Genomic DNA, 14046 nt, shown 5'->3' on the forward strand with positions numbered 1-14046 from the left:
CCAGTCAGGAGCAGCAGCTGGCCCAGCTACGCAGCGAGGCAAGCCAAGCCCAGGCGGCTCTAGACCGACTCCGCTGCGACCAGGAGGCCCAGCTGGCCCGATTGCGCAGCGAAGCTTCCCGGGCGATCAGCTCAGCGCAGGCTGCCCAGGCCGATACCCAGGCGGTCGCTGCAGATGTGTCCAGTCAGATGGCAACGATGGACCAGCAGATTCAGCAGGCCCAGCAGAGCTGCAGCCGGGCCACGGCCAGCCTCGATGCTGCTGTGGCCAGCAGTGGCCAGGGGCGGGCCGAGGCCCTGGCCACTGCCCAGCAAGCCCAACGCCAGGTGGAGAAGCTGGCTGGCACTCTGGGGGCTCAGATGGATACGGCCCGCCAGCAGCTGGCGGCGGCGGTTCAGGCCAGCAAGCAGGCCCAGGAAGTGGTGGACCGTTTGGAGCAGGGCGCGCCAGCTTTTGTGGCTGCCGCCCCAACAACCGCTACCGGTTCCGATGCCTTCCTGAGTTGCTACCGAGAGGCTTGCGAAGAGCTGGGAGTACTACCAGGCAGCGGTTGGCAGGATGTGCGCGCTACCTGGCGCCGTAAAGTGATGGATTGGCATCCAGATCAGGGTGGTGACTCCAGGCTTTGGGTCCGCCGCAATGCTGCCTATCAGCTGCTTGTGGCCTGGTACGAGTTCAACGGGGCTTCCTGATTCATACGGTGCACGCGGCGAGTTCCAAGATCCGTGGCTGGTGCCAACCCTGTGACTGAGCCAGTTGCTAGCGCTGCAGTTGCTATCGGTGTAGTTGGTGGCGGCCAATTGGCCTTGATGCTTGCCGCCGCTGCCCGCAAGCTCAATGTGCCCCTGCATGTTTTGACACCAGGGGCTCAGGATCCCGCTACTGCCCTTGCCAGCAGTGTGGTGCTGGCTGAACTCGACGATGTGGCGGCCACCCGGGAGCTGGCGCGCCGCAGTGGCGCGATCACCTTTGAAAACGAATGGGTAGACCTGCCGGCTCTGGCGCCGCTCAGTTTTGACGGAGTCGTCTTTCTGCCAAGCCTGGAGGCCCTCGCTCCCCTAGTCAGTAAGCGGGGCCAGCGGCAGTTGCTGCAGGATCGGGGGCTGCCGTGCCCGCGCTGGTGTGATCTGCCCACCAGTGGCCTGTTGCCTGAAGGCTTCGACTACCCATTGATGGCCAAGGCCTCTACCGGCGGCTACGACGGCAAGGGGACAGCCGTGTTGCGCTCCCCTGAAGATCTCACGGCCTTGCTGGCAAGGGTGCCCCTAGGCGACTGGATTCTTGAGGAGTTTGTCAATTTTGAGCAGGAGCTCTCCCAGCTCGCCTGCCGCGACCGGGCTGGCAACGTGCGCTGTTATCCGTTGGTGCAGACCCACCAGCACCAGCAGGTATGCGACTGGGTGCTGGCGCCGGCCTCAGTGCCCCATGCGGTGCAGGCATATGCCCGCAATATCGCCGCTTCCCTGCTCACGGCGATCAATTACGTGGGCGTGATCTCCATTGAGCTTTTTTATGGCCCGGGCGGTTTGCAGGTTAATGAAATCGCCCCCCGCACCCACAATTCCGGCCATTTCACGATCGAGGCAGCCCATACCAGCCAGTTCGAGCAGCAGGTGAGGATCGTTGCTGGCCTGCCGATGGGGTCTGTCGAGTTCCAGGTGCCGGGGGCACTGATGGTGAATCTGTTGGGCTTTGAAAGTTCGGAAGCCGACTACCAGGCTCAGCGGGATGATCTGGCAGCCATACCGGAGGCCACGGTGCACTGGTACGGCAAGGAGGGCTCCAGCCCAGGACGCAAGCTTGGTCATGTCACCCTGCTGCTGCACGGGGTCACAGCTGGGGAAAGGGCTGGCCAGGCGGAGCAGCTTTTAGAGCGGGTCAGATCCATCTGGCCCCTGCCCCCGCAAAACCCGTAATCGGCCTACACTTCCAGAGGACTGCCTTGTTGGTGACTGCCTTTTACAGTTTTCTGATCTGACTCCCTTTTCGACATGGGGGTCTGCAGCGGAAGCAACGTAAACCGGCCTCGTAGCCGGAAACGGCGCCCCGTCCTTGACCCTCTTCTGGTTCCACCAGGTCGAACACTGGGGCAAAACGGCACGGCGGTCCACCCCTTTCAAATCAACGCCTCTCGATGAGTTCGGCGGGGGCGTAGCGAACCTTCGCCAGTGAGGCGTACTTATCGCTGCTGTCGCGATAGCCAGCCGCACACACCACACAGCTGCGGTAGGGCGAGTCTGCCAAGTTGAGAATGCGGTCGTAAGCAAGCGGATCGAAGCCTTCGATGGCACAGGTGTCCACTTCGAGCAGGGCAGCAGCTGTCATGAAGGTGCCTAGGGCGATGTACACCTGATTGCTGGCCCAGCGGTCGATCTGCTGGCTGCGAGGGCCATTGATCAGGTCGACATCGATCATCTGGCGGTAGGTGGCCAGGGCGGCTGAATCGAGGCCTCGAACGGCTGCCATCGTTTCGATTAGGCGATCGGCTTCGGCGGCGCCGATCTGGCGTTGCACCAGGAACACCACCAGATGGGAGCAGTCGGTGATCTGGCTCTGGTTCCACGATTCGGGGCGCAGCTGCTGGCGCAGGGCGGGGTCGTTTATCTCCAGAAATTTCCAGGGCTGCAGGCCATAGCTCGATGGGCTCTGCACGAGGGCGTCCTCCATGGCGGCCCAGGTGGTGTCGTCAATGCGGCGACTGGGGTCAAACACCTTGGTGGCGTAGCGCCAGGCCATGGCCCCATTGAGCTGCTGGGGTGAGATCGGCATGGTGGGGTGGCGACAACGGTGGTGATCAGGGGCCATTCTGGACCTTGTTACTGCCGTGGTCGGGTTCGGCCGCCAGCCTCGATGGAGTCCTTTCAGCAGGCCTTTGAAGCCCTTCTGGCCCTCGCCCCTGGCCCGGTTTTTCCTCGCGCTCGGGAGCTCTACTTGCGCAAATACTGCCTCGAGGGACGCGACGCCCAGGATCGCTTCCGCACCTTCCTTTTTGAAGAGGAGATTCAGGAATCAGAAGGGGGCACCGTGCGGGTTAGCGCCTTGAGCTTCGCGGTGGTGCATTGGCAGGCCGCCCAAAGCACCCCTGAGGAATATGCCGCCTACCTTCAGCAGCGCTGGCAGCTGCAGCCCGAAGGGCTCAGCCTTGAGCTTGAGCCCTGGTTTCGGGAGGGGGGCGCCTTTGCCCGGTTTCAGGCAACGGCGTCCTACGAGCGTTCCCCTTCCGGTGAGTTGCTGTTGGGTGGTGTCTGACCCAGCAAGCGATCTAGGCACTGCTGCAGTTGCTCGCGGCTCCAGCCGGTGACTACAAACACCTCCTGCACGCTGCTGCCGCGGCGGGCGACGAGCTTGTGCCCACCGGTGATGGGCGCTGAAACCCGCAGCCGCATCTGGCTGCTGCGGCCACGCACGCGGCTGATAACCGCCGGGGTGACGGTGTCGATGCCAGGGCAGAGCGCAAGTTGCTTGAGCAGCGGAATCAGCCCCTCCACGTAGGTGCTGTGGGTGATGACCACCCGGCCCATCAGGCCCGCTCCAAAGGAGCCATGGTCAGGCCGGCTGCTCCCAGCTGCTGGTGGTAGAGCTCAGCCTGTTCCTGGGGGCCGCACCACACCACCGCCGAACCCTCCCCGTCTATGCGGTGGGCCAGCTCCCAGGCCTTATCAGCGAGCATGCCCGGGATGATGCGCACCAGTGATTCCACCACGTGCTGAAAGGTGTTGAAGTCGTCGTCAAGCACCACCACCTTGAAATCGGGGTATGGCTGGCGCAGGCGCAGTCGCTCCTGAACGGGGCTGGCGGAGGAAAGGACCACAACCACGGACTGCAACGACGAACACCTTTAGGGCTCCAGCCTAGGTAAAGTGCCTTCAACGATTGCAAGCTGCACCATGTTGATCTCTGCGGGTTGGGCCTCCTTGGCTGCTCTTTTCAGCTTTTCCATCGCCATGGTGGTCTGGGGTCGTCACGGCGACAACAGCATCAAGTTCTGACCTGGCTTTGACGATCCTCTGTGCCTGAGCTGAATCTCTCCGCCTCCCAGGTGCTTTCCGCAATCGCGGTGTTGCTTCTGGTGTTTGTCAGCGGAGGAGTGATCTATCTCTCCATCATCGAGTGGAGCGATCGTCGCCGTCGCAACGCCCTTCAAACCAAGCGCCGCAAGTGAGCCCAGCCGGCTCTTCGCCACCATCCTCCACTCCCGCTGGGTTAGCGGATTGGGCCTGGCAGAGCGCCGCAGAGCTGCTGGTGCCACCCCCAGCTCGGCCCTTTAGCCCTTCGGCAGCCCCCGACCTAAATGCTCTTGACCTAGAGATCCCCGACCTAGAGGCACTTGTTGCGGCCATTGACTCGGCCCAGCCGAAGCTGCCGCTCAGTGGTGATATTGATAAGCACGACCCGAGCAGCTGGGATCCGGCCTTGCTTGCCTCCCTCGGTCTGATCCTGCTGAGCCGCACCGCTGATGCCGAGCAGGATGAATTGCTGCGCCGCGCTGCAGACGGCTTGCGTCAACAACTGGCTGGCAACATCGTCACCTACGTGGTGAACCGCAACCTCAACGTTTCAAACCACTGCATCAAGCATTGCAGCTTCTGCGCCTTCCGCCGCGATGCTGGCGACCCCGGCGCCTACTGGCTTAGCGAAGCCGACCTGCAGCAAAAAGCCGTCGAGGCGCTTGAGGCTGGAGCCACTGAGCTCTGTATCCAGGGTGGACTCAATCCAGCCGCCACGGTGGCAGGCAGTCAGCTGGCCTATGCCGAACGGTTGCTTGGTCTGTTGCAGCAGGCGGCACCGGGGTTGCACCTGCATGCCTTTTCGCCCCAGGAGCTGCTTTATTTCGCCCAGCACGACAGGCTGCCCCTCGATCAGGTGCTGGCGCGGTTGCAAGCGGCTGGCCTGGGATCGGTGCCGGGTACGGCGGCAGAGGTGCTCAGTGAGCCGGTGCGGCAGGTGCTCTGTCCGGAGAAACTCACGGCCAGGGAGTGGGTGGCGGTGATGCTTCAGGTGCACCAACACGGCTTGCCTGCCACCAGCACCCTGATGGCAGGCCACATCGAGTCCCCGGCAGACGTGGTGGCTCACCTGCTCACCCTGGTGGCGGTGCAGCGCTACGCCTGGCAGCATCAGCGCCAGGGTTTCACTGAGTTTGTGCTGCTGCCATTTGTGGGCGCCTCGGCGCCAGCTGCCCTGCGCTCCCGGGTGCAACGGGACCAGCCCGACCCTGCAGCGATGTTGCGGCTCACGGCCCAGGCCCGGCTGTTACTGGGGCCCTGGTTTCGCTTCCACCAGCCCAGCTGGGTGAAGCTCACCCTCCCTGGAGCCACCGAGGCCCTGCGCTGGGGATGCAATGACCTGGGCGGCACCTTGATGGAGGAACACATCACCACGATGGCCGGTGCCTGCGGCGGCACCCGCCAGTCCCCCCAGGCGCTTGAGGCGGCTGCCCAGCGGCTTGGCCGTCCGGTGCGGCGCCGCACCACCCTCTACGGAGCTGTGGCGTGACCCGCTTGCGCTGGACCCTCACCCTGACTGTTCTGTTGCTACTGCTTCCCGCTGGCTTGCTGCTGCGATCCCCCCGGCCCCGGGCCGAGGGCCTGGAGCGGTTGATTGGCCAGGCTGCCCTGCTGCAGAGCTTTCCCGCCGCCCCGGAGCGACCGGTGCCAGCCCTGTGGAGCCAGCGCCTCGGCGCTGCTCAGGCGCGTCGGATTTGGCGTCAGCAGCGCCGCTTCTGGTGGCAGTTCTGGGGGCGCGATGGCGATGGTGGCGCCTTTTTGGCCTATCAGTTTCAAGTAGGAAGCCCCCTGCCTCCCCATGGAATTCGGGTTGATGACCTCGTGGTCGTGGCAGCCGATCCCCTTGCCAAGCGGCTATTGCAAGACCAGCTCAAGTTGGCCCAACGTCAGCGCCGCGGTCTGGAGCAGCGCTGTCTGCAGCGGTTGCAGCAGGAGCAAGCGGTTTTCTGGGCCCCCCTTGGCCTCGGCGTGATGGCGGGCCCTGCAGCTCCTTTGCTGCAACGCTTCCAGGAGGGATGTTTGAGTCTCGAGCTCGAGGGGGCCAACCTGGGGCTCGCTGGAGAAGCAGCTGCCGCCAGCGGCCTGCTGGCCGCCCCAGGCCGTGCGCTGCCAGCCGTTGTGCCTCCCCCCCTGCCTTCAGAGTTGCTGCTGGAGTGGCGCGGTCCTGGCCTTGAGGGCTTACTGCAGGGGCTGCTGAGCCGCCAGCTGATCCGGGAACCGCTGTCGGCTCGCTACGGCATCGGTGATGCCCAAATAACCATGCTGCGTCGTGTGCCCTTTGTCTTGCGACTGCGCCCGCTGGCCCAGGGGCCCTTCCAAACGGGTCTGGAGCTGCAGTTGGCGGTCTCAGGGGATCGGCGTCCCTGGAACCAGATGCTTGCCGGGCTTGTTGAACCGCTGGAGACCCAGGGACTCGAGGCGACGCAATCTGGCTCCAAGGCCTTAGCCGCGACGCTCTGGCGCCAGCAGGATGGGCGAGTCGTGGGAGGTTGGCGCTGGGTGCTGGCTGGTTCAGGCAGCACCCAGCTGCTGCTGTTCCTTGGACCCGAACCACCTGCCGCTACTCCTGCAGCAGCCACGCCTGTGCTGAATCAGCCAGGCCTTGGCGCTTCGATGCAGTTGCGGCTGCGGCCTGCAGCGCTTGCAGAGCGGGGCTTGCTGCCGCCCGAATTGCCCAAGCCCGTCCAACTGGCAAGCCAGCTCAGCCTGACGGCAGTGCCAGCTGCTCCTGGCTCAGCCCTCAGCCAGCTGACTGGGCGGCTTCAGCTGCAATCTCGGTAGGTGCCTCGGTGGCTTCCTGTTGCTGCCGTTCCCGTTTACGGCGTTCAGCAGCAACGGTTTCCGCCATTAGCTCAACTGCCTGGGCCATTTTCTCGAGGTTGGTGGCATAGAGACTCAGGTCCTTGTCGAGTCGCTCGCGCAGCAAGCCCATGGAGCCGCCCAGATCGTGGGCATAGCTGCGCAGGGCGGAGGCATCCAAGGCGTCTGCGCCCTGCGCCTGCTCCAACAAGCTCAGCAGGCCTACGGCCATCAACCGTGAATAGTGGAAATCGGGGCGGCGGATGTCAGCAAGAGCTGCCGCAAGGGGTTCGGGTGCGCCCGAACCCTCCTGTTCGATCCATTGCTTCACCTGCTCGACGCTGTGGCTGCCCATGGCTGCCATGGCGCTGTCACGCTGCTGGCGCAACTGGTTGGCATCGAAGCCGGAAGCGGAACAAAGGGCTTGGAGCAGGGGGAGGCGCTGGCCGTCAGGGCGATAGCCCCGGGCAAAACTGTCGAACACCTGGATCAGGCCGCAGGCAAACAGGGCATCACTGCGAAAGCCGGTTTGACGGCTGAGCAGGTGCAGCTCCACAAGCAGCTCATCCACCATGCGGCGATAGAGCGGCGCGATTACGTGGGGGAAGGCGCGGTGAAACTCCCGCTTGCTGTCGGCAACGGTGAGGGCTGCACTCACGCTGGATTAGGCCAAGGTTGGTCGACCCTAGCCGCCCGGGCTCAGTAGGATCGGGACCACTCGCAAATGCAGCTCCATGATCCCGATCGTTATTGAAGAGTCGGGCCGGGGTGAGCGCGCATTTGACATCTATTCCCGGCTACTGCGGGAGCGCATCATCTTCTTGGGTGAACCGGTCACTGCTGAGTCGGCCAACCGGGTTGTGGCCCAGTTGCTTTTCCTTGAGGCAGAAGATCCCGAGAAGGATATTTTCATGTACATCAATTCTCCGGGTGGATCGGTATACGACGGTCTGGGAATTTTTGACACCATGCAGCACATCAAGCCAGATGTGCAAACCGTCTGCGTAGGCCTGGCCGCTTCGATGGGTGCCTTTCTGCTTTGCGCTGGCACCAAGGGCAAGCGCAGCAGCCTCACCCACTCGCGAATCATGATCCACCAGCCCTTGGGCGGCGCCCGCGGCCAGGCCAGCGACATCCGTATTCAGGCAAACGAAATTCTCTACTTGAAGCAGAAGCTCAACCAGGAGCTCAGCGATCGCACGGGACAAGCCCTGCCCCGCATTGAGGAAGACACCGACCGCGACTTTTTCATGTCACCCGCGGAGGCTGTTGAGTACGGCTTAATTGACAAGGTCATCGAAAAACGACCTGTGCGTCCTGTTTGAGGGATTGGCTGGTGTTCCCGGGCAATATCTGAATAAAGGGTTTTTTAAAAAGGTTTTTTAAAGTGTTTTTTAAAACGAGTAGCGCAAACTCAGCTGCACCCCATGGGCTTGTAAGGCCGCCTGGGTTCCTCCGATAGGGATTGTGGTGCCTGCTGGCAGCGTCGGTCGCGACAAGCCAGCCTGACCACTGTTGGTGCGCACATCCCCAAGGTCGCTAAAGCGATAGGCCAAGTCGAGATCTAGCCGCTTTTTAAGGGGAATGCTGATGCCGGCGGTGAGTAGGTAGGCCAGATCGCTGGAGCTGCCATCGGGCGTGACCGTTGCAGCATTAGCAGCGATGCCAGGGAAGCGATAGCTAACGGAGCTAAGGCTGTTGCGGGCGACACCCAGGCCGGCGCCAAGGAAAGGGCGAACCCGGCCCACTTTGGGTAGATCGACATAGGCAACCCCAAAACCGGCCACTGAGGAGGCTGAGCCAGTCACAGGCTGGTTGGCCCCAGCACGCCCAGAGAAGTTGCTTTGGCCGCTGAACTCAAGCTCTGGCCTCCAGCTGAGCAGGGCTTCGGCCCGCAACCAGCTGTTGAAGCGATATCCCGCCGCGGCATCGATCACTGCTGCCGGCTCGAAGCTGCCTGAAGCTCCAAGGGCTAGGCCGTTATTGCCAGTGCCGCACCCAAACAGGGCAGGGGGCTGCTGGCTGGCACAGTTGTTGTCACTGAAACCGTTTGCCTTTGGCCAATCGCTGCCTGCACCCAGGCGCAAATAGGGGCCGGGAGCCAGCGGCGGGTTGGCGAGATTCACATCAATATCAGGCATTCCAGGCACTCGGATCGGGCAGAGCTTGCCAGGCGTCAATTTCCAAGGCGTAGGCCGCATGACGCTGGATCGCATCATCCATGAACAGGGCTGCCCGGATCGGAATATCTGGGCCCGTGAAGGAATGCATGGCTATGCCGGCAGTGATCGTCCGTAAAGCCGCTAATTGCAGGTCGTACCTGGCCTCTTCAAGCGAGTAATCGCAAACTCCAAGCTTGAGTAGTTCTTGGTGCCACGCCAGCAGCAGGTCTTCATGACGTCCAAGCCGCTGAGCCTGGGGTGTGCTGCCGCCAATCAAAAAGGCGATATCAATAGCGGCTGAACTACGGCTGGCCCAGGACCAATCAATTATTACCGACTCCGGATCTTCCAGCGTATGGCCGAATAGCAAATTGTCTGCGCGCAGATCACCATGGAAGAGGGTCCAAGGCCTGTCATTGAGAGCCTGATCAATTTCAGAGCTTTGCTCTAGTACGGCGCGATATAAACGGCAAATATCCGTGCCGAAGCCCACGCCGTAGGTGGCAAAGAAATCATCAACGATTTCGGCTTTGGAGTCTGCAAACCAGAAGCCATGGTTTGGCAACCAGCTGTGCTCGTGTAAGGAAGGATCAAGCCAGAATTCGGCGTGGATAGCTGCCATGCGTTGAATCGTGGCCAACGTTTCCTGGTAGCTGAGTCCGATTACTTGATCACCTGAACGTAGGTGGGTCAGATCCTCGATCAGTAACCAATATGGCTCAGAGGAATTGGTTGCAAAGACTGAGGGTTTGTGATTTTCCAATCTTGGCGTGCAGTGAGTGTAAACACCCACCTCACGACCAAAGGCGTTATTCAGTCGACTGAACTCATTGAAGTCCTTATTGGAGGTTTCACTTTTGAGAATTACGCTTGCTGGCCCTTGTTCAGGTGGATCGCAGTTCAGCTCCAGGCGCCAAGTGGTCGATTGAAACCCCCTGCCCTCCCCCAGCAGCTTGGCCTCCAGGCTTTTTACATTGGTGCCGAGAGCCTCGCCGATCCACTGCGGCTCGGGCTGCTTTACCAGCGTTTCTGTTGGATCGATGGCCGCCATACCAAGAAGTCCAATTGAGTGCTTTGGTGTGGAACTTTAGTTGGGTTAGGGCCGCTTCCCTTAAGTGCCTGCCTACGAATCATGGCTTGCATATCGGTCATCTAAAGGAGTTTCGAACACGGGTTGGTTTACGGATCGGACCAGTGCCGCCAAGTTTTATTGCTTACTACTTCGTGGACGTGGGTGAGCCCGGTGACCGGATGATCTCCCTCAGAGTGTTTGAGAGCAGTTAGGCAGCTGAGGAGTCGAATCGAGTGGCAGCGGGCTGGGTGGCTCGCTGGCTAGCTGAGCAAAAAAAATGCACCCACGACGAGTCGCGTGGATGCCGGTCCTGTGATGGCTAGTGCGACTGCTTGATCAGCCGGCCAGCAGGGGCGAGAAGCGCTCCTTCTCTGGAATTGCCGTGAATTCGGCCACGATGGAGCGGAATTCTTCGCCATCGAGGCTCTCTTTCTCGATCAGTAGCTCCACTACCCGATCCATGCAGGCGCGGTGCTCTGCCACCAACTTGACCGTGTCTGCGTAGCAGCTGTGCACCATTTGGCGCACGGCATCATCGATCTTGCTGGCAAGGCGATCGGAGCCATCGCTGCGGGTCATCAGGTCGCGGCCCAGGAAAACCTCCTGGTTGCCTGCTTCAAAGGAGACCTGGCCTAGATCGCTCATGCCAAACCGGGTGACCATTTGGCGGGCAATCGAGGCGACCTGCTGGATGTCACCACCTGCACCGGTTGTGACCTCTGCGTGGCCGAAAACCACATCCTCAGCAGCCCGGCCGCCGAGGGCACCCATGATGCGAGCACGGAGCTGGGCCCGGCTCACCAACATCTGCTCCTCGTCGGGGGAGAACCAGGTAAGTCCCTGGGCCTGACCCCGTGGGATCAGGGTAACCTTCTGAACTGGGTCATGGGCCTGAACGAGGGTGCCCACGAGGGCATGGCCAACCTCGTGATATGCGATAAGGCGCTTGCTGCGCCCGTCGGTGAGGGGCTTGCCCTCCATACCGGCAATGATCCGATCGACGGCATCATCAATTTCGGCAAGTGAAGTTGCCTCCTTGCGGCGCCGGGCCGTGAGAATTGCCGCTTCATTAAGCAGGTTGGCGAGATCGGCGCCGGAGAAGCCCGGGGTACGGCGAGCAATAACTTCGAGGCTCACATCGTCGGCCAGCTTTTTATCGCGGCTGTGCACCTTGAGCACAGACAGCCTTCCTTTGATGTCTGGCACATCAACTTGAACCTGGCGATCGAAACGACCTGGGCGCAGCAGGGCTGAATCGAGCACGTCGGCTCGGTTTGTTGCGGCAATAATGATGATGCCGCTATTGCCTTCAAAGCCGTCCATCTCGGTGAGCAGCTGGTTGAGGGTTTGCTCCCTCTCGTCGTTACCGCCGCCGACACCAGCACCACGCTGGCGTCCCACCGCATCGATCTCGTCGATGAAGATCAAACAAGGGCTGTTTTCTTTAGCCCGCTTGAACAGGTCGCGGACCCTGCTGGCGCCAACGCCAACAAACATTTCAACAAATTCAGATCCTGAAAGCGAGAAGAAGGGAACTCCAGCTTCACCAGCAATTGCCTTGGCTAGCAGGGTTTTGCCGGTACCGGGAGGTCCTACCAGCAACACCCCTTTGGGGATCTTGGCGCCAACTGAAGTGAAGCGCTCAGGGGTTTTTAGGAAGGTGACAACTTCCTGGAGGTCCTGCTTGGCCTCTTCAACACCAGCTACGTCGTCAAATTTGACGCCAGTTTCAGCTTCCATGGCGAAGCGGGCTTTGGTTTTGCCGAATTGCATCGCCTGACCTGGACCCCCGGGCATGCCGTTGCCGCGGCGTGAAAGGAAGATCAGCGAACCGATCAGCAGCAATGGGAAGAGCAGATTGCCGAGCAATCCAAGAGCTGGTGGAGCGGTTTTAGGTGGATGGATATCGAAGCTGATGCCCTGCTCTTTGAGCTTGTTGACCAGCTCTGGAGCAACACCGGGCAGGTCTACGCGCAGACGCTGCACCCGATTGTCGAGGTCAGGATCCACAGCCTCGATAACTGCGCTGCGACCGCCGTCGAAAATATCAACCGCCGTTACCCGGCCCGCATCGACGTAATCGAGGAAGCGGCCGTAGCTCATGCGGGCTACGGCCGCATTGCGGGGAGCAACCGTGGCGCCTTCTGGTTTGAAACGGGCCGTGCCGCCGTTACCAAGCAGCTGCCAGCCGAGGAATGCGACCACTGCAAGGGGCAGCAGCCAGAGGGCAATCAGACGCCAGCGCTGGTTCATAGCTGAGACACTTTGTTGACAAGTGTAACGGCGCCAGGACCCTTCCCCGAGCCCAGCTTCAGCTGGCCGTTGCCCAGGGCAGCTCGCCATCCAGCAGACCGGGGACGTAGCCGCGCGAACTGGGCAGCGCTTCGAGTTGGGCCGGTTGGGCTGATCGAGCTGGTTGGGAAGCTGCCTCGTTGAGCAGATCGCCTGCGTTAACTGTCTCCACCAATTCAGGCCCACCTAGGCCGTGGGTCCAGATCTTCACCACGCTGCTTGGTGGGCACTGGAAGCTGAGCAGCTCGAAGGGAAACACCACTCGTTCGAGGAAGAACTGCTCTGGACCGATGCAGCGCAGGATCACCATCCGATCGCTGGTATTGCGGTAACTGCACGCCAGGTGGGCCACGACTGAATCCCGATTTCTCCACCCATAAAGCCACTGGCTTGAGTGCGGGTTTAGTGACGGACGCCACTGTTTTTGGTTTTTAATGGTTTTTTCTGGTTTCGTCCCGTCACGCTGCCGACTCTCCAGAGCGTTTCAAAGGCTGCGCAAGGCAACGATTGGGTCGAGGCGCGCAGCCCGGCGCGCGGGCACTACGCCGAAGAAAAGGCCAATTGAACCGGATAGCCCCACCGTGACCAGCACCGTGGCCGCACCAATCGATGCCGGTAGGGGTGTCAGAACGCCAACCACAGCCACCGTGCCAAGGCCCACGGCGCTGCCGATCACGCCCCCCAGGCTGGCCAGCACCAGCGACTCCACCAGAAACTGCAGCAACACATCGCCGCTGCGGGCCCCGAGGGCTTTGCGCAGGCCGATCTCCTCGGTGCGCTCACTTACCGACACCAACATGATGTTCATGATGCCAATGCCGCCCACCAGCAGCGACACGGCACCAATGGCAGCCAGCATCAAGGTGAGGCCACCAGTGATCGTGCTCACAATCGTGAGGGCATCTTTCTGGGAACGCACGGCAAAATCGTCTTCCCGCAGGATCCGGTGTCGCTGGCGGAGCAGGTTGGTGATTTGAAAGCTCGCGGCCCCCGTGCTCTGCTCGTCGCGGGCCTCGACGCTGATGAAATTAAGACTGACCCCGTAGGTGGGGTCGCGTCCTGAAAGCTTGCTCACCATGGTGCTGAGGGGCACATAGGCGTTCTCGTCTTGGTTTTGACCAAATACGGCTCCCTTGGGTTCAAGAACGCCTATTACTTCGAACAGCTGGTTGCGAATACGCAGCTGGCGCCCCACTGGCGCCTTGCCTGGAAACATCTTTGTGCCCAAGTCGGGCCCCACCACGGTGACATTGCGAGCGCCGTTGAGATCGCTGGCGGTGAAGAAGCGCCCCTGGGCAATCTCAAATTGACGAACCGGCAGAAACTCCGGTGTAACACCGGAAATTGACGTGGTGCTGCTCAGGCCGCCCGCCTGAACCACCTCGCTCAAGGTGATCTGGGGGGCTACCCGCTTGACGCTGGGTACCTGCTCGCCGATGGCGACCGCATCTTCGAGCACGAGGGTTTTGGGGAAGTCGATGCCCTGGCGCCGGGTGTCGTTGCTGCCAGGCACTACAAACAGCACGTTGGCGCCGAGATTGCTTAGCTGCCCTTCGGCCAGGTTCTGGGCACCTCGCCCCACCCCCACCAAGGTGATCACGGAGGCATTGCCGATGACGATGCCGAGCATGGTCAGCAAACTGCGCAGCCGATTGGAGCGCAGGGTGCTCAGGGCCATGCCTACGGTTTCCCGCATGGGGAGCTTGGTTGGCAT

The 14046-nt window shown here is 61.5% G+C and carries 16 protein-coding genes, 1 other RNA gene and 1 pseudogene; 9 read left to right on the forward strand and 9 right to left on the reverse strand.

Annotated features, from left to right (window positions below; all coding sequences use genetic code 11):
* From KBY74_RS03150 to ssrS, 3 genes and pseudogenes are all read left to right on the forward strand, one after another.
* A pseudogene (locus KBY74_RS03150) lies at positions 1 to 692 on the forward strand (hypothetical protein); the annotation flags it as partial.
* Positions 693 to 743: 51 nt separating this feature from the next.
* Positions 744 to 1916, forward strand: a complete 1173-nt coding sequence (locus tag KBY74_RS03155; RefSeq protein ID WP_254941468.1) for a 5-(carboxyamino)imidazole ribonucleotide synthase — start codon at positions 744 to 746, stop codon at positions 1914 to 1916.
* A 15-nt stretch (positions 1917 to 1931) separates the two neighbouring features.
* Positions 1932 to 2113, forward strand: a non-coding RNA gene (gene ssrS / locus KBY74_RS03160) — 6S RNA.
* 8 nt (positions 2114 to 2121) lie between these two features.
* Here the strand turns inward: ssrS and KBY74_RS03165 are convergent.
* A complete protein-coding gene (locus KBY74_RS03165; protein ID WP_254941469.1) occupies positions 2122 to 2769 on the reverse strand; it encodes an NAD(P)H-dependent oxidoreductase in 648 nt (215 codons plus the stop codon).
* A gap of 81 nt (positions 2770 to 2850) precedes the next feature.
* Here KBY74_RS03165 and KBY74_RS03170 point away from each other — a divergent pair, with 81 nt between their 5' ends.
* Entirely contained in the window at positions 2851 to 3249 is a 399-nt protein-coding gene (locus tag KBY74_RS03170) for a hypothetical protein (protein ID WP_254941470.1), read from the forward strand.
* Here KBY74_RS03170 and KBY74_RS03175 read toward each other — a convergent pair.
* Both KBY74_RS03175 and clpS read right to left on the reverse strand, forming a co-directional pair.
* Positions 3204 to 3521 carry a DUF2103 domain-containing protein gene (locus tag KBY74_RS03175; RefSeq protein WP_106501619.1) on the reverse strand — a complete coding sequence of 106 codons (318 nt, stop codon included), beginning with the start codon at positions 3519 to 3521 and terminating at the stop codon, positions 3204 to 3206. The two genes, KBY74_RS03170 and KBY74_RS03175, sit on opposite strands and share 46 nt — an antisense overlap.
* A complete protein-coding gene (clpS, locus tag KBY74_RS03180) occupies positions 3521 to 3817 on the reverse strand; it encodes an ATP-dependent Clp protease adapter ClpS (RefSeq protein WP_254993370.1) in 297 nt (98 codons plus the stop codon). Before clpS ends, KBY74_RS03175 begins: the two co-directional genes overlap by 1 nt.
* Before the next feature lie 70 nt (positions 3818 to 3887).
* Here clpS and petN point away from each other — a divergent pair, with 70 nt between their 5' ends.
* From petN to KBY74_RS03200, 4 genes are read left to right on the forward strand one after another with little or no spacing between them, the layout of a single operon-like run.
* Positions 3888 to 3989: a cytochrome b6-f complex subunit PetN gene (gene petN / locus KBY74_RS03185; protein ID WP_106501620.1), complete on the forward strand. Its 102-nt coding sequence runs from the start codon at positions 3888 to 3890 to the stop codon at positions 3987 to 3989.
* A 20-nt stretch (positions 3990 to 4009) separates the two neighbouring features.
* Positions 4010 to 4162: a hypothetical protein gene (locus KBY74_RS03190; protein ID WP_193486092.1), complete on the forward strand. Its 153-nt coding sequence runs from the start codon at positions 4010 to 4012 to the stop codon at positions 4160 to 4162.
* Positions 4159 to 5496 (forward strand): CofH family radical SAM protein, encoded by a 1338-nt coding sequence (locus KBY74_RS03195; RefSeq protein WP_254941472.1) that lies wholly within the window; start codon positions 4159 to 4161, stop codon positions 5494 to 5496. Before KBY74_RS03190 ends, KBY74_RS03195 begins: the two co-directional genes overlap by 4 nt.
* Positions 5493 to 6788, forward strand: coding sequence for a hypothetical protein (locus tag KBY74_RS03200; RefSeq protein ID WP_254941473.1), 1296 nt, complete (start codon positions 5493 to 5495; stop codon positions 6786 to 6788). The genes KBY74_RS03195 and KBY74_RS03200 overlap by 4 nt, the downstream gene beginning before the upstream one ends.
* On the opposite strand, the gene psb29 is transcribed toward KBY74_RS03200, so the two are convergent.
* Positions 6748 to 7464 carry a photosystem II biogenesis protein Psp29 gene (psb29, locus tag KBY74_RS03205; RefSeq protein ID WP_254941474.1) on the reverse strand — a complete coding sequence of 239 codons (717 nt, stop codon included), beginning with the start codon at positions 7462 to 7464 and terminating at the stop codon, positions 6748 to 6750. The two genes, KBY74_RS03200 and psb29, sit on opposite strands and share 41 nt — an antisense overlap.
* 76 nt (positions 7465 to 7540) lie before the next feature.
* On the opposite strand from psb29, the gene clpP reads away from it, so the two are divergent.
* Positions 7541 to 8131 (forward strand): ATP-dependent Clp endopeptidase proteolytic subunit ClpP, encoded by a 591-nt coding sequence (clpP, locus tag KBY74_RS03210; RefSeq protein ID WP_106501623.1) that lies wholly within the window; start codon positions 7541 to 7543, stop codon positions 8129 to 8131.
* 69 nt (positions 8132 to 8200) lie between these two features.
* Here the strand turns inward: clpP and KBY74_RS03215 are convergent, their stop codons facing one another.
* From KBY74_RS03215 to KBY74_RS03235, 5 genes are all read right to left on the reverse strand, one after another.
* Positions 8201 to 8947, reverse strand: a complete 747-nt coding sequence (locus tag KBY74_RS03215; protein ID WP_254941475.1) for an outer membrane protein — start codon at positions 8945 to 8947, stop codon at positions 8201 to 8203.
* On the reverse strand, positions 8940 to 10019 hold the full coding sequence (locus tag KBY74_RS03220) for an ecdysteroid 22-kinase family protein (protein ID WP_254941476.1): 1080 nt from the start codon (positions 10017 to 10019) through the stop codon (positions 8940 to 8942). Before KBY74_RS03220 ends, KBY74_RS03215 begins: the two co-directional genes overlap by 8 nt.
* A 357-nt stretch (positions 10020 to 10376) precedes the next feature.
* The gene (ftsH, locus tag KBY74_RS03225; RefSeq protein WP_254941477.1) at positions 10377 to 12293 is read right to left on the reverse strand and encodes an ATP-dependent zinc metalloprotease FtsH; all 1917 of its coding nucleotides are present in this window, start codon (positions 12291 to 12293) and stop codon (positions 10377 to 10379) included.
* Positions 12294 to 12351: 58 nt separating this feature from the next.
* Positions 12352 to 12684, reverse strand: a complete 333-nt coding sequence (locus tag KBY74_RS03230) for a DUF1830 domain-containing protein (RefSeq protein ID WP_254941478.1) — start codon at positions 12682 to 12684, stop codon at positions 12352 to 12354.
* Between the two features lie 132 nt (positions 12685 to 12816).
* Positions 12817 to 14046 carry an ABC transporter permease gene (locus KBY74_RS03235; RefSeq protein WP_254941479.1) on the reverse strand — a complete coding sequence of 410 codons (1230 nt, stop codon included), beginning with the start codon at positions 14044 to 14046 and terminating at the stop codon, positions 12817 to 12819.

It is taken from the genome of Cyanobium sp. A1C-AMD, from assembly GCF_024346495.1.
Classification (GTDB): domain Bacteria; phylum Cyanobacteriota; class Cyanobacteriia; order PCC-6307; family Cyanobiaceae; genus Cyanobium_A; species Cyanobium_A usitatum.